This is a genomic window from Actinokineospora spheciospongiae, assembly GCF_000564855.1.
Classification (GTDB): domain Bacteria; phylum Actinomycetota; class Actinomycetes; order Mycobacteriales; family Pseudonocardiaceae; genus Actinokineospora; species Actinokineospora spheciospongiae.
Genome location: NZ_AYXG01000197.1, coordinates 1 through 20810, shown reverse-complemented (window position 1 = coordinate 20810; position 20810 = coordinate 1). Strand labels below are relative to the sequence as shown.

At 75.3% G+C, this 20810-nt stretch carries 18 protein-coding genes; 9 read left to right on the top strand and 9 right to left on the bottom strand.

Features of this window, described 5'->3' with window-relative positions; translation table 11 throughout:
* Positions 1-89: 89 nt before the first annotated feature.
* Complete coding sequence (locus UO65_RS25085) at positions 90-917, top strand: M55 family metallopeptidase (RefSeq protein ID WP_035287013.1); 828 nt, start codon at positions 90-92, stop codon at positions 915-917.
* A 13-nt stretch (positions 918-930) separates the two neighbouring features.
* Positions 931-2235, top strand: coding sequence for a M20/M25/M40 family metallo-hydrolase (locus UO65_RS25080; RefSeq protein WP_035287011.1), 1305 nt, complete (start codon positions 931-933; stop codon positions 2233-2235).
* Positions 2236-2362: 127 nt separating this feature from the next.
* On the opposite strand, the gene UO65_RS25075 is transcribed toward UO65_RS25080, so the two are convergent.
* Positions 2363-2941, bottom strand: a complete 579-nt coding sequence (locus UO65_RS25075; protein WP_035287008.1) for a GNAT family N-acetyltransferase — start codon at positions 2939-2941, stop codon at positions 2363-2365.
* 5 nt (positions 2942-2946) lie between these two features.
* On the bottom strand, positions 2947-3912 hold the full coding sequence (gene pip / locus UO65_RS25070; protein ID WP_035287005.1) for a prolyl aminopeptidase: 966 nt from the start codon (positions 3910-3912) through the stop codon (positions 2947-2949).
* Positions 3913-4161: 249 nt separating this feature from the next.
* On the opposite strand from pip, the gene UO65_RS25065 reads away from it, so the two are divergent.
* The 3 genes from UO65_RS25065 to UO65_RS25055 are packed head-to-tail and all read left to right on the top strand — an operon-like array spanning position 4162 to position 8107.
* Positions 4162-4896 carry a hypothetical protein gene (locus tag UO65_RS25065; protein WP_152552257.1) on the top strand — a complete coding sequence of 245 codons (735 nt, stop codon included), beginning with the start codon at positions 4162-4164 and terminating at the stop codon, positions 4894-4896.
* Positions 4893-5852 (top strand): ATP-binding protein, encoded by a 960-nt coding sequence (locus tag UO65_RS25060; protein WP_035286999.1) that lies wholly within the window; start codon positions 4893-4895, stop codon positions 5850-5852. The genes UO65_RS25065 and UO65_RS25060 overlap by 4 nt, the downstream gene beginning before the upstream one ends.
* Positions 5849-8107 carry a hypothetical protein gene (locus UO65_RS25055; protein WP_035286996.1) on the top strand — a complete coding sequence of 753 codons (2259 nt, stop codon included), beginning with the start codon at positions 5849-5851 and terminating at the stop codon, positions 8105-8107. Before UO65_RS25060 ends, UO65_RS25055 begins: the two co-directional genes overlap by 4 nt.
* 36 nt (positions 8108-8143) lie before the next feature.
* Here the strand turns inward: UO65_RS25055 and UO65_RS25050 are convergent, their stop codons facing one another.
* A complete protein-coding gene (locus tag UO65_RS25050) occupies positions 8144-9076 on the bottom strand; it encodes an RCC1 domain-containing protein (RefSeq protein WP_052021750.1) in 933 nt (310 codons plus the stop codon).
* Between the two features lie 163 nt (positions 9077-9239).
* Between UO65_RS25050 and UO65_RS25045 the strand changes: the two genes are divergently transcribed.
* Positions 9240-9737, top strand: a complete 498-nt coding sequence (locus tag UO65_RS25045; protein WP_200873458.1) for an HAD domain-containing protein — start codon at positions 9240-9242, stop codon at positions 9735-9737.
* Positions 9738-9779: 42 nt separating this feature from the next.
* Here UO65_RS25045 and UO65_RS25040 read toward each other — a convergent pair whose 3' ends face one another.
* From UO65_RS25040 to fxsA, 4 genes are all read right to left on the bottom strand, one after another.
* The gene (locus UO65_RS25040) at positions 9780-10868 is read right to left on the bottom strand and encodes a hypothetical protein (protein ID WP_152552256.1); all 1089 of its coding nucleotides are present in this window, start codon (positions 10866-10868) and stop codon (positions 9780-9782) included.
* 142 nt (positions 10869-11010) lie between these two features.
* Positions 11011-11961 carry a hypothetical protein gene (locus UO65_RS25035; RefSeq protein ID WP_152552255.1) on the bottom strand — a complete coding sequence of 317 codons (951 nt, stop codon included), beginning with the start codon at positions 11959-11961 and terminating at the stop codon, positions 11011-11013.
* On the bottom strand, positions 11939-15685 hold the full coding sequence (fxsT, locus tag UO65_RS25030; protein WP_035286991.1) for an FxSxx-COOH system tetratricopeptide repeat protein: 3747 nt from the start codon (positions 15683-15685) through the stop codon (positions 11939-11941). Before fxsT ends, UO65_RS25035 begins: the two co-directional genes overlap by 23 nt.
* A 108-nt stretch (positions 15686-15793) precedes the next feature.
* Complete coding sequence (gene fxsA, locus UO65_RS25025; protein WP_035286988.1) at positions 15794-16051, bottom strand: FxSxx-COOH cyclophane-containing RiPP peptide; 258 nt, start codon at positions 16049-16051, stop codon at positions 15794-15796.
* A gap of 190 nt (positions 16052-16241) precedes the next feature.
* On the opposite strand from fxsA, the gene UO65_RS25020 reads away from it, so the two are divergent.
* From UO65_RS25020 to UO65_RS25010, 3 genes are read left to right on the top strand one after another with little or no spacing between them, the layout of a single operon-like run.
* Complete coding sequence (locus UO65_RS25020; RefSeq protein ID WP_035286986.1) at positions 16242-17348, top strand: FxsB family cyclophane-forming radical SAM/SPASM peptide maturase; 1107 nt, start codon at positions 16242-16244, stop codon at positions 17346-17348.
* The gene (locus tag UO65_RS25015) at positions 17345-18520 is read left to right on the top strand and encodes an HEXXH motif domain-containing protein (protein ID WP_052021748.1); all 1176 of its coding nucleotides are present in this window, start codon (positions 17345-17347) and stop codon (positions 18518-18520) included. Before UO65_RS25020 ends, UO65_RS25015 begins: the two co-directional genes overlap by 4 nt.
* Before the next feature lie 41 nt (positions 18521-18561).
* Entirely contained in the window at positions 18562-19260 is a 699-nt protein-coding gene (locus UO65_RS25010; RefSeq protein WP_052021747.1) for a GNAT family N-acetyltransferase, read from the top strand.
* A gap of 73 nt (positions 19261-19333) precedes the next feature.
* On the opposite strand, the gene UO65_RS36150 is transcribed toward UO65_RS25010, so the two are convergent.
* The gene (locus tag UO65_RS36150; protein ID WP_152552253.1) at positions 19334-20086 is read right to left on the bottom strand and encodes a hypothetical protein; all 753 of its coding nucleotides are present in this window, start codon (positions 20084-20086) and stop codon (positions 19334-19336) included.
* Between the two features lie 155 nt (positions 20087-20241).
* Positions 20242-20781: a hypothetical protein gene (locus tag UO65_RS36990; RefSeq protein ID WP_035286977.1), complete on the bottom strand. Its 540-nt coding sequence runs from the start codon at positions 20779-20781 to the stop codon at positions 20242-20244.
* Positions 20782-20810 lie beyond the last annotated feature (29 nt).

Below are 20810 nucleotides of genomic sequence, written 5' to 3'. Positions count from 1 at the left end.
TGACGCAGCTCCTGTCACAGTTGGCAAGAAAGTAACCATTCGGGAACCGTGGAAGTCAACGAGTGTCGCGCAGAAGTAACCTGGGTCCGGTGCGCATCCTCATCTCCGCGGACATGGAAGGCGCCACCGGCGTCACCTGCACCGCCGACGTCGTGCCGGGCACCGAGCAGTGGCAGCGGTTCCGCCGGTCGCTGACCGGTGACGTCAACGCCTGCGTGGCCGGGCTGTTCGACGGCGGCGCCGCCGAGGTGCTGGTCAACGAGGCGCACTCCTCCCAGCGCAACGTGCTGCTGGAGGAGCTGGACCCCCGGGCCCGGCTGCTCACCGGCCGCCACAAGCCGCTGTCGATGATGCAGGGCATCGACTCCGGGGTCGACGGGGTGGTGTTCCTGGGCTACCACACCGGGGCGGGCGCCGACGGGGTGCTGGCCCACACCTACCTGGAGAACTCGATCACCGAGGTCCGCCTCGACGGGGTCGCGGCCGGCGAGGGCAGGCTCAACGCCGCCCTCGCCGCCGAACACGGGGTGCCGGTGCTGCTGGTCACCGGCGACGACCTGACCTGCGCCGACGCGGCCACCTACGCGCCCAGGGCGCGGCACGCGGTGGTCAAGGAGTGCGTGTCGCGCTACGCCGCGGTGTGCTCGCCGCCGTCGGTGACCGCCGCGGTGATCACCGCCGAGGCGGCCGCGGCGATGGCCCACGCCGGGCGCGGGCACGGCGACGCGTCCGCTCACACCGTGGAGGTCGACTTCGATGCGACACATCTCGCACATGCCGCCGCGGTGGTGCCGACGGTGGAATTGGTGGGTACGCGCACGGTGAGGTTCACCGCGGAGTCGCAGACCGCGGCGATGAAGGCGTTCAAGGTGGTCACCGCCATCGCGGCGGGCGCCATCGACGGGTTGTACGGCTGAGAAGGGGTACGGCGTGGGTGAGGCTGTCGAGGAACTCTGCTCCAGGCTGGTCCGGATCGACACGACCAACCTGGGCGGGGGTGCGGGCAACCCGGAGCGACCGGCGGCGGAACTGGTCGCCGGGCGGCTGGGCGACGCGGGCCTGGCGCCGGTGCTGCTGGAGCGCGCACCGGGCCGCTCCAACGTCGTCGCCCGCTGGCCGGGGACCGACCCGACGCTGCCCGCGCTGCTGGTGCAGGCCCACCTCGACGTGGTGCCCGCCGACCCGGCGGAGTGGAGCAGGCACCCGTTCTCCGGGGAGATCCACGACGGGTACGTGTGGGGCCGGGGCTCGGTGGACATGAAGGACATGGTCGCCAACGTGCTGACCGTGCTGGCCCGCTGGGCGGCCGAGGGCCGGGGCCCGCGCCGCGACGTGGTCTTCGCCTTCGTCGCCGACGAGGAGGACGACGGGCAGTGGGGGGCGCACTGGCTGGTGCAGGAGCACGCGTCGCTGTTCGAGGGGTGCGCGGCGGCCATCAGCGAGTCCGGCGGCTACACCGTGCCCGCCCGCTCGGCCACCGGGGAGCTGGTGCACCTGTACCCGGTGGGCACCGCCGAGCGGGGCACCTCGCACCTGCGGCTGACCGCGACCGGCCGCGCCGGGCACGGCTCGCGCCGCAACGACGACAACGCGGTGGAGAAGCTGGTCCACGCCCTGTCCCGGCTGGCCGCCCACCGGTGGCCCATCCACCTCATCCCCACCGTGCGGGCGTTCATCGACCGGGTCGGCACCGCCCTGGGCGCCCCGGTCGACTGGAACGACGTCGACGCCACCATCGCCGGTTTCGGCAACGCCACGAAGATGGTGGAGAACGTGGTGCGCAACAGCACCCGCCCCACGGTGCTGCAGGCCGGGTACAAGGTCAACGTGGTGCCCGGGGTGGCCCAGGCGCAGGTCGACACCCGGGTCCTGCCGGGCACCGAGGCGGTGATGCTCGCCGAGATCGACCGGCTGCTGGGCCCGGGCATCACCCGCGAGTACGTCGCCCACCAGCCGCCGGTGGAGTCGCGGGTGGATTCCCCGTGGTTCGACGCCATGGCCGCGGCGCTGCGCTCGCAGGACCCGGGGGCGGTGGTGGTCCCGTACTGCATGGGCGGGGGCACCGACGCGAAGGCGTTCTCCCAGTTGGGCATCGAGTGCTTCGGGTTCGCCCCGCTGCTGCTCTCGCCGGACTTCGACTACCGGGCGATGGCCCACGGGGTCGACGAGCGGGTCCCGGTCGAAGGCCTGCGGTTCGGGGTGGAGGTCCTCGACCGGTTCCTGTCCGACTGCTGAGGCGCGGCGCGGGCCGGTGGTCCGCGTGCGCCCCGGGTGGTCGGTCGCGGTCGACCACCCGGGGCGGCATCGGCCCGGTCCGACCGTGCGGGTGTCCCCGCCCTGCCCCGGCCGGGTCGCCGGGTGGTCAGTCGGTGTCGAGGCGGGCGTGCAGGTGCATGTCGTGCCACCCGTCGGCGTGCAGCACCTCGGCCCGCTTGGTCCCCTCCAGCGCGAACCCCGCCCGTTCGGCCACCCGGCAGGAAGCGGGGTTGGCCGTGGAGTGCGCCACCTCGATCCGGTGCAGCCCGAGCCCGGTGAACCCCCACCCGGCCAGGGCCGTGAGCGCCCGCGGCGCTACCGCGTGCCCGCGGGCGGCGTGCAGCACCCAGTACGACACCTCCGCGCGGGCCTCGTCGAGGTGCACGCGGCGCAGGCTGATCTGCCCGAGCACGGTGCCCTCGGCCTCGGCGGAGACCACGGCCCACCCGGCCCCGGTCTCCGCCCGCCACCGCGCACCCCACCCGGTGATCCAGTCCCGGGCCTCGGCGTCGTCCATGCCGCGCGCGTGCCACCGCTGGATGTCGGGGTCGGTGTACCCGGCGACGACGGCGGCGTGGTCACCCGCCCGCCACGGCCGCAGCAGCACCCCGTCTCCGGGGATGCGCGGCTGGTCACCCCCGGCGAGGGCCCCGGCGGGCAGGACGTCTGCGATCAGCCTCGGCACGGCCCTCAGGCCCCCTCGGCGGGGGCGAAGCGGGCAGTGGCGGCGTGGATGGCGTCGGACAGGGCGGGGCTGCCGGTGTGCCCGGAGTCGTCGATGACCACCAGGTCGGCGGCGGGCCAGGCCGCGGCGAGATCCCAGGCGGTCTTGAGCGGGCAGCCGAAGTCCAGGCGGCCGTGGATGAGGACGGCGGGGACGTGGGCGATGCGGTCCATGCCGCGCAGCAGGGCGCCGTCGTCGAGCCAGGCGTGGTGGGAGTAGTAGTGGGCGCAGATGCGGGTGAAGGCGCGCTGGGTGTCGCCGAAGGTGGCCGAGAAGTGCCCGGCGCGCGGTTCGTGGGCGATGACCGCGTCCTCCCAGGCGCACCAGTCGACGGCGGCCCGGTCGCGCACGGCGGCGTCGGGTGAGTTGAGGAGCCGGTCGTAGGCGGCGACCAGTTCCACCCCGGCGGGGTCGCCGGGCAGGCCCGAGCCGCGGCGGAAGTCCTCCCAGGGGCCGGGCACCAGCACCCGCACGCCCCGGTAGAGCCAGTCGATCTCGGCGGGGGTGCTCAGGGAGATGGCGACCAGGACGATCTCGGAGACCCGGTCGGGGTGGCGCTGGGCGTAGGCCAGGGCCAGGGTGCAGCCCCAGGACCCGCCGTAGAGCAGCCACCGGTCCACGCCGAGGTGTTCGCGCAGCCGCTCGACGTCGGCGAGGAGGTGTTCGGTGGTGTTGTGCTCCAGGCTGACCTGGGGGTCGGCGGCGTGCGGTTCGCTCTGCCCGCAGCCGCGCTGGTCGAACAGCACGATGCGGTAGGCGTCGGGGTCGAACAGGCGGCGGCTGCCCCGCCCGCCGCCCGCGCCGGGGCCGCCGTGCAGCCACAGGGCGGGTTTGCCGTCGGGGTTGCCGCTGCTCTCCCAGTAGATGCGGTTGCCGTCGCCGACGTCGAGGTGGCCGCTGGCGTGCGGTTGCGGTGGTGGGTGCGAGGTCACGTGCGGCGACCCTAGGGCCTGCCCGGTCACCGCTGCCACCGCGTTTCCCGCACCCCGCCCGCGCCCGGTCGAGCGGCCCGGCGGCGTGGGGGAACCCGCAGCGTCACCCGGTCGGCGCACTAACGCCCCACCCCGGGTGGTGGATGTAGCAAGAGAGCGGGGGCGGGCACATGGGTTTCGCTACAGTTGACCTTCATCCGGCGGGCACCCGCCGGGTGCTCGGGCACGGGTGGCGACCGGGGGGTGCGCGTGGACCGCGGGGTCGGGTGGCGGGGCGCGGCGGTGGCCCTGGTGACGGTGTGGACCGCCCTGGCCTGGGCCCCGGCCGCGCACGCCGACCCCGAGGACCACGAACTGGTCTACTGCCTGTCCCCCGCCCAGGCCCAACCGCTGCGCGACGCCGCGATCGCCCTCGGCGCGGACAAGGCCAAGGTCGCCGACCTGCCCGCGTGGCGCCGGGGCGACGCGGAGGCGTTCGAGAAGGCCTGCCAGGCCCTCTACGAGGCGCAGAAGCAACCCCCGCAGGACGTCCTGGACAAGGCCCTGCCGTTCCTGACCGGCCTGTTCGGCGCGCTCGCCGCCTACGTGGCCACCGCCTGGCAGGCCAGGGTCACCGCGGGCCGCGCCGACCGCGACGCCCTGGTCGCGGCGGCCACGGAGTTCCGCGCCGCCGCGCTGGAGTACGCCTCCACGTACGTGGTCAACCGCGACAGCGCCCGCTTCGACAAGGCCCACACCGCCCTGTTGACGCGGCTGCGGCGCGTGGTCGCCGAGCACCCGTCGTGGCCCTCGGCGGAGGCCGCCAAGAACACCATCGTCTCCGGCCCGCTGTCCCCCGAGGCCCTCGGCGGCCTGTCCGGAGGGCCGGGCAGGCGCGAGGAGGAGGCGGTGGAGGAACTGCACTCGGCGCTGGACCGGGTGGCCGCCGCGCTGGCCACGCCCGGGCGGTGGCACCGGTCCCTGCGCCGGAAGAACACCGGGTGAGCACCGGCGGCGCGGGCGGGAAGCCGGTCAACCCGTTCGTGGTCCCGCACTTCGACCGGGGCCCGCTGCGCCCCCTGCGCCCCTTCGAACACCCCGAGCACGAGGGCTTCTACGTCGACGTGTGCGGCTTCGCGGCGGCGCTGGACTGGGCGGAGTCGGCGTTCGACGACTTCACCGAACTGGCCAGGGGCGGGTACGTGCTGGTGGCCGGGGAGTCCGGGTGCGGCAAGAGCGCCATGGTCAACCGGCTCGCCGACCGCGTCCGCGCGGGCCTGGTGGGCATCGGGTTGCGCGCGCACGTCATCGACCTGACCGCGGCGGTGGAGGAGCAGGAGCGGTCGGTGGACCAGCGGGTGAACCTGGTGTGCAAGCGGCTGCTGCCCGCCCTGCAGCGCAACGCCGGGCTGCTGCGGCCGGGCGCGGCGGCGCTGTGGCAGCACAACGACGACCCCCGGCTGATCTTCCCCGAGCTGGAGACGGCGCTGGAACCGGCCGCCGCGGCCGTCGTGCTGCTGCCGACGCCCGGTGATCTGGTGCTCGAAGTCGTCCGGTACGCGAAGATGTTCAGCAGTCCGAGGGTCGTGTTCCTGGCCGAGTCGTCCCTGTTGGGGGATAGCTTGATGGAGATCGAGGAAGAGTTGGAAGATTTCCGGCCCCCGGTGGTGGTGCAGATGCAGACGCTGTCCGCGCGCGACGTCGACCGGTTCGTCGACGACCGGCTCAGCAGGCACGCCGGGTCGGGGGTGTACCCGCGGGTGTCCCCGGAGGGGTTGCGGACGTTGGCGATGATCTCCCCGTCGGTCAAGACCCTGCAGCGCGCCGCGCACGGCACCTTCAAGATGCTGCGGGACCAGGGCGCGGACTACTCCCCCGCCTACGCCGTGACCGCCGAGGACTTCCGCAGGTGGCTGGCCGGTCAACTGGGCCCGCGCGGTCCCCGAGGGGGGTCGAGGTGAGCGACGAGCAGCGGCCCGCGCGGCGGCGCAACCCGTTCGCGGACATGGCGGTGGCCAACGTGTCCCTGGTCGACGGCGACCCGGACTCCGCGGAGATCACCGTGCTCACCGACGCGATGCGCACCGCGTTCGCGTTCCTCGACGACTACCTCGACGGCCGCGACGACCGCCCCGGCGGTCCCGGGGGCACGGTCATCGCCCTGCTGGGTGATTACGGCATCGGCAAGACCCACCTGTCGGTGCGCATGGTGTCGCGGGCGCGGCGGCGGCTGGGCAACCCGCGCGGGGCGATGTACCTCGACGCCGCCGCCGCGGACTTCCTCTCGCTCTACAAGCGGTTCATGACCTCCCTGGGCGTGTCGGGGCTGGTGGCCCTGGTCAACGACTACTACGCCGACCGGGTCGCCGAGGCGTTGGAGCCGTCGGGGTTGACCAAGGACGACGTGCGGGCGATGAGCGGCCTGGCGGCGGAGACCGAGCGGGAGGACGTGCGCTGGCACGAGATCGCCCGGGAGCTGGGCCTGCTGGAGTCCAGGCTGCTGCGGCAGGTCCGCGAGACCCTGGCCGGGGTCACCGCCAACCGCGACTTCGCCGCGGCGCTGACCCTGCTGCTGCGCACCGGGTTCCAGGACGCGGTGTGGAACTGGCTGCTGGGCGGGCGCCCGGAGCAGATCCTCGTCGACCGCGGCGTCACCAAGGTCATCGACGACGACCTGGTGGCGCTGGAGGCGCTGCGGGTCTTCGCGCTGCTGCTCGGTGGCCGCGAGCAGCGGTTCGTGCTCGTCGTCGACGAGCTGGACAAGATCTTCTCCGCCCAGCACGCCCCCGGGCACGCGGAGATGTCGGAGTTCCAGGAGTTGCTGCAGGTGGCGACGAAGGCCGGTGCGTGCCTGGTGCTCGGCGGCCTGCCGGAGGTGTGGCCCGCCCTGTCGGGGCCGGTGCGCGCGCGCATCCCGCACCCGGTGCGCCTGGCGGGGCTGACCGAGCAGGAGATCACCGACTTCATCATGCGCACCCAGGAAGCCACCCTGGGTGCGCGGACCCTGTCCCCGTTCACCCCACCGGTGGTCCGCACGATCCGCATGGTCACCCGCGGCAACCCGCGTGAGGTGATCCGCCTGTGCCACCGGGCGTTCCGCCTCGCCGACGACCGCCGCCGCGAGACCGGGGTGGACGCCCCCATCGACGACGCCCTGCTCAGCCGGGCCAGCACCGACCTGTTCGGCCAGCCCAACGCCGATGACATCGGCGACCAGATCGCCCGGGTGCTGACCATCGCCAACTGGGACCACTACCGCGACCGGGTCCTGGGCCCCAAGGCCGACACCCGCGCCGACTACTGGGTGCGGTTCCCGCAGCGGGCCTCCGGGTGTGCGGTGCTGCTGACCTCGGCCCTGCTCACCGAAGCCGACGTGGACGCGGTGCTGGCCAGGGTGGTGGCCCTGCGCGGGGTCGAGCCGCACGCGGTGATCCTGCCGGTCGTCACCGGCACCCCCACCGACATCGCCGTGGCCCGCGTCCGCGAGCACCTGGGCCACGAACCGGTCCTCTACCGGCAGGCCACCTTCGTCGACGACCTGCTGCACGCCCTGGAGACGGCGATGTCCCGCCTCCCCGAACTCGACGCCGCCGACCCGGTCGGGCAGGTCCTGACCCACACCGAGCAGATCCTGCGCCGCATGGCCACCATGCACCGCGACCTGCTCGAGCAGATCCAGCACAACGCCGACCGGGTCGAGTCGGTGCTCACCCGCCCCGCCGACCCGACCCCGACCCCGGCCTCGGTCCCGGCCCCGCAGGCCGACGACCTGCCGGAGCCGGTGGCGGGCCTGTTCACCGCCGCGGTCGACGCGCTCACCGCGTTGACCACGATCGACCCCGAGGTCGCCCTCGCGTTCGACACCGGCACCTACGAGGCCGCCGACCCGGCCCTGCGCATCGTCGAGCGCCCCGACGTCGTCGCCGCCGCGGGCACCGGCCGCCTGCTGGTCGACGTGGTCGCCCGCTTCCGCAGCGCGGTCGCGGCTTGGTTCCACCGCTACCCGGGCACCACCGACGCCGACGCCCGAGCGGCCCTGGAAGGCGTGTGCAACGTCTACGACGCGATGGCCGAGTACCTGCCGACGTTCCGCCTGACCCCGCTGACGGCGGTCCCGGGCCGCCCGGAGGACGCGCTGGCGCGGGTGGAGGAGTCGCTGAGCAACCTGAGCTTCCGCGTCCGCCGCCAGGTCCTGCGCACGGCGGCAGGCCGCTGAGCGGCGGCGGCCCCGCCGCAGCGGGGCCGCCCGGGATCACTTGGTCGCCACGACCCAGGTCTCGTTGTTGCTGTCGACCCCCAACAGCGCCTTGTCGACCCCGCTGGTGAAGGAGCTGGGCAAAGTCACCAGGCTGTAGTCGTAGAGCCACACGACTCGCACAGCTCCGTCGTTGCCCACAGTCAGCAGGTGCGTCCAGGAAGCGGCCACCGACTTGACCCCGCTCTGCATCGACGCGGGCAGGTCGACGGGTTCTCCCTCCGTGTCCCAGGCGAAGGTGTGCCCGTCATTGGTCAACCCGATGTGCACCGACACCCCGGCCGCCACCTGTTTCACCGGCAACCCCGCTGTGTTCGGCGGCGCCGGGGTGTAGTTGACCAGCGTGTACTGGGCCAATGAGTTGTCGTTCCGCACCAGGATGGCGTCGAGCACATTGACCGAGATGGCCTTGATCCCGGTGGCACCGTTGAGCCCGGCGGGCACGTTGCCCCACGCCACCACGGTCCCGGTCGATTTGAGTGCGACGCTGAAGGACCACCCGGCACCGATCGCGACCACCCCCGAGGTGGCGGCTGCCGGTACGGTGGCTCCCCCTGAGGTGTTGTCCCCCCAGGCGATCACTCCACCGTTCTTGAGCGCCAAGCTGTGGCTGGCCCCCGCCGCCACCGCTGTCACCCCGGACGTGGCCACCGCCGGAACGCCGGTCTGTCCGTAGGCGTTGTGGCCCCAGGCGATCACCCCGCCGTTCTTGACCGCCAAGGCGTGCCCTCCACCCACCGCGATGGCGGTCGCCCCGGACGACAAGGAGGTGGGGACGTTCCTGACCGGGTCGGCCGGGGACGTCCAGCCGATCACCTGCCCGGTGTAGGCGTGCGCCACGCCGGGCGTCAACACCACCGAGGTGATGACCCCGGCGGCCACCGCGAGTGCTTTCGCGCGCAGGCCGAACAGACCCGTCGTGCTCTTCATGCGAAACCCCAGTTTCGATTGGCGCCCAATCCCCAGTCATGGGCGCGTCACCGAACCCTATGCCCACCGGGCATCTCGACCACTCCGCTGAACGAGCGAGGCCTGATCCACTCCGTGGTTGCCGTGCCGGTGGTGGTCGTGGTGGGGTTCGGGGGTGCGGCCGGTGGTGTTCGTGGATGTCGATGGGCCGTTGAACCCGTTCGCGGCGACCGACGACACCCGCCCGGCGGGGTACGTCGAGCACCGGTTCCGGTTGTCGGGGTGGAGTCGCAGGCGGCCGTTGCGGTTGTGGTTGGACCCCGCGCACGGTGCGGCGCTGCTGGGGTTGGCCGAGCGCACCGGGGCCGAGTTGGTGTGGGCGACGACGTGGGAGCACAAGGCGAACACGATGGTCGGTCCGGTGTTGGGGCTGCCGCGGTTGCCCGCGGTGACCTTCGCCGAGGGGCCGGGGTGGAAGTTCCCGGGGGTGTCCCGGTACGCGCATGGCAGGCCGCTGGTGTGGTTCGACGACGACTTCGACCTGTACCCGGGTCCGCGGGCGGAGTTCCTGGCCCGGCGCGGTGATGTCGCGACCCTGTTGGTGCCGGTCGACCCGCACACCGGGTTGACCGGCGAGGTGGTGGCCGGGGCGCAGGCGTGGCTGGGCGGTCTCACCGGCTGAACGACCCTCATGCTCCGCGCCGCTGCGCGCGGTGGAAGGGGCTCAGCCTTCCAGCACCGGGGTGGCCGGGACGCGCCGGTCGCGACGGTCGGCCTCGAGCCGGGGGCGGGCCAGGTGGTCGTGGGCGGCGTTGGTGCTCAGGTGCAGGAGGTTGACCACGACGACGGCCACGGCGACGGTGGCGGCGGCGCCGGGGTAGGCGGGTTCCAGCAGCAGGGCGAGGATGACGGCGGTGAGGCCGTTCTGCTGGCCGAGGGCGAGGCGGAGCCGGTCGCGGCGCCAGTGGCGGTGGGCGGTGACGGCGTAGGCGACGACGAACTGGGCGGCGAACGCGGCAACACCGAGGACGACGCCGGTGCCGACGGGGATGCCGGTGACCAGGACCGCGCCGATGGCGCCGAGCCCGAGGTACAGGGCGGCCCCGGCGAGGCGGTCGAGGGCGTCGCCGACGTCGGGGCGCACGACGAGGCCGATGAGGGCCAGGGCGAGCATCAGCGAGTACCGCACGGCCAGGAACGCCACGACGAGCACCGCCGCGGCGACGACGGCGTTGCCCACCGCCCCGCGCGGGCGGTCCCCGACCCGCCGCCACGTCCAGCACACCGCGGCGGCGAGGGCGAGGTTGCCCGCGACGCTGAGGGCGAACCCGGCCGCGCCGCCGGTGCCCGCGCCGAAGTCGGGGCCGAGCAGGGCGGCGCCGAGGTAGGCGGTGAGCAGGACGGTGACCGGGTCGTCGAAGGACGCCCAGGCGGCCAGCAGGGCTTTGCCCTGTTCGCTCATGCGGGACTTGGCGCGCATCGCGGCGACCGACAGCGGGTCGATCTGGGCGACGGCCACCGCCAGCAGCAGCGCCTTCACGTCGTGGCCGACGGCGTGCAGCACGGCGAAGATCAGGGCGACCTTGGCCGCGACGCCGAGGGTGACCGCGATGAGGACGGTGCGCAGGTGGGCGCGGAACTCGTCGATGTCGATGCCGCGGGTGCTGGTGTAGAGGCCGAAGCCGAGCAGGGCGGTGACGAGGAAGCCGTAGGCGTCGGAGGCGGCGGCGTCGTGGAAGCCGGTGGCCGCGGCCAAGCCCCACCCGGCCGACACCGCCCCCACCACGGCAACCGACCGTGACAGGGCTGTCACGACGCGTACTCCTCTGGTGCTGCGACCATGGTGTCCCCGTTCACCGCAACGGCCGAGTCCCGCACACTCCGGGTCGATCCTATGCCGAAGTCCTCTCACCTTCAACATCTTCCGGGGTGCGGGGGACGGCGTCCGGCCGGGTTCAACCGTCGGGGTGGGTGAGGTCCTGGGCGAGGGCGGAGATGCGGTCGTCGGCGGCGGCGACGTGGGCCTGGTTCAGGGTGACCCCGACGAGGTAGCGGCGGGCGGGCAGGCGCCGGTAGTAGATCGCGCCGGACTCCACGTCGAGGACCAGCCGCAGCAGCCGCCCGCGCAGGGCGCCCCCGGCGGCCCGGTTGAGTTCGTTGGCCCTGGGCCCCAGGTCGGCGCCGAGGGCGGCGTAGAGGGCGCGCAGGCGGGCGCCGCGGGCGGGGCCGGTGACGGTGTCGAGGCAGTCGACGGTGGCCTCGGCCCGCCCGTCGGACCAGTAGCTGAGCAGGTGCAGGGTGTCGGGGCCGATGTCGGCGCGCATCCGGTCGGTGATGGCGGCGGTGTCGGTGCCCGGGCGCGGCAGGGGCCGGGTGGGGCTGCCGGCGCGGTCGGTGACCGCGGTGGTGTCGAAGGACCCGTAGTTGGGGGCGGGCAGCCCGTCGAGGGCGCGCAGCCGGGTGGCCAGGGCGGCCACGGCGCGGTCCCCGGCGTCGACGGCGTCGGGCCCGTCGGTGACGGGCATGACCCCGATGACGTCGTCGCCGGGGCGCACGGTGTCGCAGAACAGGGCGTTGCGGTCGGTGCTGAGCACGGTGCGGATGAGCCTGCCGGTGCCCGCCTGTTGCAGGGTGCGGTCGAGGGCGCGCACGGTGGAGGTGACCTGGCGTCCGAGGCGTTCGACGGCGTCGCGGCGGGTGGTGCCGGGCAGGTGGTCGGGGGCGGGTTCTGCTTCGCCGAGCCGGTCGATGCCGTAGGCGAGGGTCCCGGCCCGGAAGTGCCCCAACCAGTCCAGGGCGGTCGCGGCGGCCAGGGTGTCGCGGTAGTGCCCGATGAGGGCGCCCACGTCGGCGGGCAGGTGGGCGGGCACGGTCTCGTGCGCGTCAGGTCTGGGGGACGTCGACATCGATCAGCCTCCAGCCGGTGGTGACCCCTCGGGCGGCGAGGTCGAGGTTGGCGCCCGCGTCGACCGCGCAGGGGTGCCCGGGCCCCAGGTAGTCCACGGCGTCGTCGCGGGCGGCGGTGGTGATCCGCACCGCCTCGTCGAGGCGCCCGGTCTCGGCCAGCAGCGCACCCAGGTCGACCGCGGCGGCCAGGGTCCACGGGTGCACCCGTTCGAGCCGGTCGGTGAGCAGGGCCAGGGCGTGGCGGTGGCGTTCCTCGGCGCGCTCGTGGGACCCGGCGTGCGCCTCGGCCTGCCCCAGGCCCAGTTCGCACAGCGCCAGGAACGGGTGCCCGGGCGGCAGGTCGACCTCGGCGGTGAACCCGGCGTGCGCGTCGAGGGCCAGTTCCAGGGCCATGGCGTGGTCCTGGCCGAAGCGGCGCTGGGCGTGGGCGAAGCTCAGCGTGGCGGCCAGGGTGTCGGGGTGGGTCTCGCCGAGCAGGGCGCGCAGCACGGTGCGGGCGTTGCGGGCGTGGTTGCGGGCCCGCCCGGCGTCGGTGCCGCGCAGGGCGGCGCTGAACTGCCACTCCGCGCACACGGTGGCGCGGGCGTCGGCGCCGAGCAGGTCGCGCAGCTTCTGCCAGGCGATCTGCAACCCCTCCACCGCCCGCGGGTGGCGCAGCTCGCGCCGGTAGACGCCGATGTTGGTCGCCGACCACCACGTGTCGGGGTCGTCCTCGCCGAACAGGCGCAGGCGGCGGCGGTGGTTGTCCTCCTCCACGCGCAGGGCGCCCTCGGTGTCACCGGACAGGTGCCGCGACACCGCGAGGTTGTTGGCCGCCCGCCGCGTCTGGGGGTGGTCCTCGCCGAGTTCGCGGACGTAACCCTCCCAGGTGACCTGGTCCTCGACGAGGGCGTCGGCGAAGCGGCCCAGGCCGCGCAGGTCCCCGCCGAGACCGCGGGCGGTGGCCAGGGTGGGCAGGTCCCCGGCGGAGTCGGGGCGGGCCCGTTGCCGGGCGAGGGTGTCGCGGTCGAGGTCGAGGGCCCGGCGGCGGTGACCCAGGTCGCGGGCGAGGTTGGCAAGCTGCCCGGCCAGCCGCAGCCGCAGCGGGTCGTCGACGCCGAAGCGGGCGGCCCAGTCGTCGAGGACCCCGGCGCCGATGTCGAGGGCGGCGTCGAGGATGCCGTACTCGCCGCGGTGCAGGTACAGGTACCGCACCTGGTTGACCAGCCACCGCCGCACCTGCGGGTCGTCGCTGCCCAGCGCCCCCGACGGCAGCACGTGGCGTTGCAGTTCGGCGAAGCGGTCGGCGGACCCGGCCTCGTCGGCGGTCTCGGCGGGGGCGTAGCGGGCCAGGCACCGCAGCAGGGTGGCCCGGGTGGCCTCGCGCTCGTCGGGGCCCATGAGGTCGGCGACGATGCCCTGCAGGGTGTTGCCCAGGTGCACCCGGGCCCGGTTGCCCCAGTCGACCTCCAGCAGCCCGTAGCGCTCGCCGAGCCGCAGGGCCCGGTCGACGCGGGTGGCGTCGAGGGCCAGGGCGTCGTCGGCGGCGAGGTCGGCCACCGCGGCCACCAGCGGCCGCGACCGCATCAACCCCAGCGCCACCCCCTGGGCGGACAGGAACGCCCCCATGCGCACCAGCAGCAGCGTCACCCGCCCCAGGGTGGTCTCGGCGAGGGTGGCCAGGGTGTGCTCGGTCATGCGGCACCCGGCGGGGTCGTGGGCCCGGTGCGGGGTGTGGGTGTCGGCGGGGCGGGTGAGTTCGGCGACGAGGTCGGCCGCGGCGTGGTCGGCGGCCGCGGCGACGGCGGCCCCGGCCGAGCACAGCGCTTCCACGGTCTCCCGCAGCCAGCACCCGGCCAGTTCCAGGGCGTAGGGGCGGTGGTCGAGGGCTTCGGCCACGGCGGCGGCGTGCTCGGCGGTCAACCCGGGCACGGCGCCGGTGAGCAGGGCCACCGCCTCGCCCGCGACCATGCCGGTGAGTTCGACGGTGCTGTCGAGGGCGGAGCGGGTGGTGATGAGGATGTGCCCGGTGCCGCCCTCGGGCAGCAGGTCCTCGAGGTCGTCGTCGGCGGGCACGTCGTCGAACACCAGCAGGAACCGCCTGCAGGCGGGGTCGGTGGCCAGTGCCCGCAGCGCCGCCCTGGCCTGGTGCCCGCCCGCGCGCCCCATCCCGGCGGCGAGCCCGGCCAGGGCGACGAACGCCCGTTGCCGGTCGTGGGTGGGCACCCACCACACCAGGTCGTAGTCGTAGGCGAAGCGGTGGGCGTAGGCCAGCGCCAGTTGGCTCTTGCCCGCCCCGGCGGCCCCGGTGACGGTGACGATGGTGCGCCGTTCCCCGGCCCGGGTGAACCGGTCGCGCAGGGCGTTGATGTCGGTGTCGCGGGGGGTCAGCCGCGGGTTGAGGCCGGGGGCGCCGAAGCGGGCCGGGGCCAGTCCGGGCAGCCGGGGGGCGGGCCCGGCGAAGTCGGTGCGCCGCTCGACCAGGCCCAGGGCGCGCAGCATGGCCGACCGGGCCCGGTCGGCGTGCTCGGTGGCGCTGCGCCGCCCGGCCGGGCCCACGGGCCCCTCGGGGGTGGGGGCGGGGGTGAACCGGTGGGTGCGCAGCCCCCGCCCGGCGAGCGCGTCGAGGCCGGGTGGGTCGGTGTCGCCCGCGGTGATGGCCAGCACCGACGGCGCCACCGGCGCCCCCGGGTCGAGCCAGTCGCCGGGGTCGGCGAGGTCGCGGGTGCGGGCCCCGGCGCGGGCGAGCTGGTCGCGCACCCAGTCCGACCAGGGCCGGTGGGCGGGGGCGGCGGCGACGAGGACCCGGTCGGGTTCACCGTCGGTGGGCAACCCGAACGCGCGCCGGTAGGTGGCGCGGGTGGCGGCGGGCACCCCGTCGGCGGTGGGCAGCCCGTGCCCGGTGACGACCTCGGCGAGCGCGGCGTGCCCGGCCAGGACCGCGGGGGCGGTGTCGGGGGACTCCACCAGGACCGCCAGCAGCGCGAACGGGTCGTCGTGGCGCCAGGCGGGCAACTCCAGATGCCCGTCGACCGGTGGGGCGTCGGCCTGTTCGGCGGTGATGGGGGCGAAGGCCCGGTGGATGTCGGTGCGGGCCTGCGCGGCCTGCTCGGGGTCGTCCCCGGCGGGGAACGGGGCGGCGAGGGCGACCACGTCGACGCGCACGGTCGCCGCCCGCCGCAACCCGGTGGCCACCTCCACCGCCGCGGCCACCGCCCGCGGCCCCCCGGCGAAGACCACCACCGCCAGGTCGCCCAGGGCCGCGGCGGCGGCGAGCCGGTCGGGGTCGCGCCCGGCGGGCAGCAGCACCAGCACGTCGTCGTAGTCGGACTCGGTCAGCAGCCCGCGCAGGTCCCCCGACGCGGCGGGGGAGGCGGTGGCGGTGACGAAGTCGGGCAGCCCACCGGGGGTGCCGGTGCAGATCAGGTCCACCGGCCCCGCCAGCCCGGGCACGGTGAACCGCTCCAGCGGCCCGACCCCGGCCGGGCGGGCGTGGGCGGGCACCATGGCCAGCAGCCCCGCCCACAGCGCGGCGGGCACCTCGGCGGTGTCGGTGTGGAACGGGTCGAGGAACTCCCGCACCGGGGGGCTCTCGGTGGACCAGTCCAGCACCAGGACCCGGCGCCCGGCGGCGGCCAGCAGCACGGCGAGGTTGGCCACCGCGTCGGCGCGCCCCGGCCGGACCGCGGCCGCGGCGAACACGGTGACCGCGGCCTGCCCGACCGCCTCCCGACGTCCGCTCATCCGATTCCCACATCCCACCCGCGCCGACGTGTCCCGTCTTGAGGAGACTCCCGCCCGGGGGTTCCCGATGCCCCCCGGCGACCAAGATCACCCGATCGTCGCAACACCCTAGAGGGAGTTCTGGAACGCGGCGAACCTGCTCGGCGCACCGCCGTCGGCCAGCACCCGGCGCAGCGCGGCGCGCAGCACCGACTCCGGCATGGCCTCCAGGTCGGCGAAGTCGAGCCCGGTGAGGTCGGGCAACCCCGCCGCACCCCCATCCGCCGCGGCCCCGGTCCCGCCGCCGCCCGGCCCGCCGGTGGCCTCGGTGGTGTCGGTGCCGCGGTCTGCGGTGGTGTCGGCGTGCTCGGCGCGTCGGGCGTCCACGGCACGCCCCCCTCCCCCGGATCGTCACACCCCGTGGTGTGCCTGCCACCCATGGTATCGCGCGCGGCCACCCGACACGGGGATGAGCCGATCGGGTACTGCGGTGACGAGAACCCGCCGGTCACCGCACGGGCCGGGAATGATGACCGCTCACGCCACCCGGACGGGTGGCCCCCGGGAGGAGGGTGGGATGACCGGGCCGCGGCCGGTGCGCCAGTTCGTGCTGAAGGTCCACGGCCGGTGCAACCTGGCCTGCGACTACTGCTACGTCTACGAGATGGGCGACGGGTCCTGGCGCGCCAAGCCCCGGGCGATGGCCCCGGGCACCGCCGACGCCGCGGTGGACCGCGTCGCCGAGCACGCCGCCGCCCACGGCCTCGACGCGGTGCAGGTGGTGCTGCACGGCGGTGAGCCCCTGCTGGCGGGGGTGGCGGCCCTGCGCCGGGTGCTGACCCGCGCCCGCGACCGGGTGCCCGCCCGGGTGGACTTCGCCGTGCAGACCAACGGGCTGCTGCTCGACACCGCCTTCCTGGACCTGTTCGCCGAGTTCGGGGTGCGGGTGGGGGTCAGCCTCGACGGCACCGCCGCCGGGCACGACCGCCACCGCCGCACCCACTCCGGGCACGGCACCCACGCCGCGGTCACCGAACGCCTCACAGCACTGACCGGCCCCTACCGGCACGTCTTCGGCGGGCTGCTGTGCGTCATCGACCCCACCGCCGACCCGCTGGCCACCCACACCGCCCTGACCGGGTCCGCCCCACCGGTGCTCGACTACCTGCTCCCGCACGGCACCTGGGACACCCCACCCCCGGGCCGCGCCCCCGACCCCACCCGCACCCCCTACGGCGACTGGCTGGTCACGATCTTCGAGCACTGGTACACCGCCGCCCCCGGCCCCACCTCCGTGCGCCTGTTCGACGCCCTGCTCGACCTGCTGCTGGGCGGGGAGTCCACGGTGGAGGGCCTGGGCACCGACCCGTCCCCGCAGGTGGTCGTCGACACCGACGGCGGCATCGCCCGCTCCGACATCCTCGCCGCCACCGTCCCCACCGCCGCCGCGACCGGCCTGAGCGTGCACCGCGACCCCTTCGACGCCGCCCTGGCCCCCGCGCCGCCGGTGTGCCCGACGTGCGCGGCGTGCCCACTGCTGCGGGTCTGCGGCGGCGGGCAACCCGCCCACCGCCACCGCGCCGGGTCCGGGTTGGACAACCCGTCGGTGTACTGCCCGGACCTGACCCGGCTGATCACCCACGCGAGCACCCGCCTGGCCGCGGACCTGGAACACCTGCGGTGACCCGCGCCCTGCCCCGGCACACCGTGGCCCCGGCGACCCTCGACGCCCTCGCCGCCGGGGGCGGCGGCGAGGCAGCGGTGCGCGCCCTGGTCGCCGCCCGCCGCTCCCGCACCCTGGGCCTGCTGCGGCTGTCGATCACCGGTGACCCCGACGCCACCGCCGCCTTCCGCGCCCTGGGCGCGGTGCGCGCGGCGGCCCCGGCCGCGGTGGACCGGGTCCTCGACGACCCGCTGGTGGGGGCGTGGGCCACGGCGCGGGCGGTGCGCGGCCACGGCCGGGCGGCGGACCTGGCGTGGGTGGCGGCGGCGGCCGCGGTGCGCGCCGGGGTGCCCGCGGTGCTGTCCTTCCCGCCGACCCGGGCGGGGGTGCTGCCGTCGCTGGGCACCGCCACCACCGCGATCGCAGGCCGCCACCGCACCGACACCCTGCCCTGGTCGCCGTTCCCGGTGCTGCGCCCCGGCGGTGCCGCCGAGGTCGTCGCCGCCGACTGGCCCCCGGACCTGCTGCCCGCCGACCTCGGCGCCTGCCCCCCACCGCCGCGGTGGGCGGGCCGGGTGGCCGCCGGGTGGGCGCTGCTGGCCCGCGACCACCCCGACGCCGCCGCGGAGACCGCGGCGATCACCACCACCGCCACCGCCCTGGCACCCCCACCCGGGTCGCAGACCAGCGCCACCCTCGCCGACGCCCTGGGGTGCGTGTTCCTCTCCGCCGGGGACGACCCCGAGGCCACCGCGGCCACCCTGACCCACGAGACCCAGCACGCGAAGCTCACCGCGGTGATGGACCTGCACCCGCTGACCGCGCCGTGCGCGGACACCTTCTACGCCCCGTGGCGCCCGGACCCCCGCCCCCTGCCCGGCCTGCTGCACGGCACCTACGCCCACCTGGGGGTCACCGCGTTCTGGCACACCCGCCGCGCCACCGGGTCCGGCCCGCACGCCGACCGCGAGTTCGCCCGCTGGCGCGCCGCGGTCACCGCCACCGCCGCCGTGCTGGCCACCGCCCCGCTGACCGCGGTCGGGCGCCGCTTCGTCGCCGGGATCGCCGCCGCGGCGGCCCGCTTCGCCCGGGTGCCGGTGCCCACCCGCGCCGAGGCCGACGCCGAGGACCTGCTGCGCGCCCACCGCGCCCGCTTCGAACACCGCTGGGGTCTTGAGCACCGCCGGGGCTAAACCGGGTGACCGCCGCGCCCCACCTGCTCCAGCATGGGCCGATGCCCACCGACGTGTTCACCCCCGCCGGGCTGCACCTGCGCACCCCGCGCCTGCACCTGTGCCTGCCCGACCCCGAGCAGCTCACCGCCCTGGCCCACTTGGCCGCGGGCGGCGTGCACGACCCGGCCACGATGCCCTTCGTCGTGCCGTGGACCGATGCCCCGCCGGGGCAGGTGGCGCTCGCGGTGGTGCAGCACCACTGGCGGACGTTGGGGGCGTGGACACCGCGGGACTGGTCGTTGCCGCTGGTGGTGGTGTGCGAGGGGGTGGTGGTGGGCATGCAGGGCCTCTCGGCGACCGACCTGGCCGTGACCGGGGAGGTGGTGACCGGGTCGTGGCTGGGGCGGGCGCACCACGGTCGCGGCATCGGCACCGAGATGCGCGCCGCGGTGCTGCACCTGGCGTTCGAGGGCCTGGGCGCCCGGGAGGCCCGCTCGGCGGCGTTCACCGACAACCCCGCCTCGCTGGGGGTCTCGCGCAGGCTCGGCTACGCACCCGACGGCATCGAGCGGCGCGTCGTGCGCGGCGCCGTGGCGATCGATCAGCGGCTGCGCCTGACCCGGCAAGCCTGGGCGGCCCACCGCACGGTCGCGGTGACCCTGCACGGAGTCGCGCAGTGCCTGCCGATGTTCGGCCTGCCCCCCGCGACCACCCGACCCGCCCCGCAAACCCTCAACCACCACCTGAACCACCCCTGACCAGCCCATCCACAGGCCCGACCGCACCCTCAACCCGCCCTTGACCACACAACCCTCAACCTCAACTTGAGGGTCAGGCCACGCCGCGGGCGACGAACTCCCACGCCCGTTGCGCGTCCAACAACGGCGGCGCCCACCGGCGGGGGGTGGTCGCCCCCACCAGCAGCGCCGAACGCAGCACCGACCCCGGCACCGACGGCGCCAACGACCACAGCAGCGCCGCGGTCGCGGCCACCACCGCCGCGGCCACCCCGTTGCCGGTGGCCCGCCCGTACGGGCCCGGCACCTCCTGCCCCGGCGCCAACAACCCCCGCGGCGCCGCCTCCGGGTCACCCCCCACCGGGTCCTCCTCGAAACCCTCCACCGGTTCCTCGGAATCCTCGGCCCACTCCACGAACCAACTGGGCCGCCCGGTCACCGAGCACGAGTACACCGGCACCACCCACGGGTGCGCGGTCACCGCGCACCGCGTCGTGCCCGCCGCGGCGAACACCGGGACACCCCGCCCCGCGGCCGCGTCCAGCGCCGCGGTCAACGCCACCCGGTGCGACCGCGGCCCCACCCGCGCCGAGGACGCCACCACCAGCACCCGGCTCGGCCCCCGCAGCACCTCCCGCAACGCCACCGCCAACTCCCCCGGCGGGCACCCCCGCGCGGGCACCACCCGCGACCGCCACGGGCACCGCACCCCCACCGCCAACCCGTCGCGCCCCACCGCCCCGGTCAGCACCGGCACCTCCTCCGCGGCGGCCACCACCCCCACCCCGACCGACGCCGACCCCTCCCCCAGGCGCAGCACCCGGGTCAACCGGACCAGGTCCAACAACGGCGACCCGGGTCTACGCGTCTCCGGCGTGATCACCACAGCCCGAACACCCCTTCACACGATCGCCATCACCCACCGGGGGCCGAACACCCCCGAGTTCTCGCAGAGTGTAGTGATCATGAGGCTGTGGGTGACCGCCGCCGACTGAGTGATCCTCAAGCGTCGGCGATGCGCACGCAGTCACCGGAGTACAACCGCACCGCCGCCACGATCTCGGTCAGCTCCCGGGTGAACAACCGGGTGTCCACCGGCAACCCCGGCCCCGACGCCACCGGCCACGCATCGCGCCGGTGCAACCCCAACACCCCGGGGGAACCGGGGGTGATGGCCGGGCGCACCCGGAACCGCAACGTCACCCCGTCGACGACCACCGACCGCAACGACTCCCACGGCAGGAACACCGGCCCCCGACCCGTGGGCACCCGCACCCCCACCCGGTCCACCGTCAGCGACGTGGCCCGCCGCTTGCGCCGCGCCACGTACCCCGCCACCTTCGCCCCCACCACCAGCACCACCGCACCCACCACCACCCACCCCAGCACCGGCCAGGGCCACCCCACCACGACCAACCCGACCCCCACCACGACCCCGGCGACCCCACCCGCCGACCACGGCCGCAACGTCCGCCGCCAAGCCGCCCGGTCCACCTCCGCCTCGAACAACTCCCCGACACCCGGCACCAACGGACTCGACATGCGCCGACCCTAGGACACCCCCCACACCC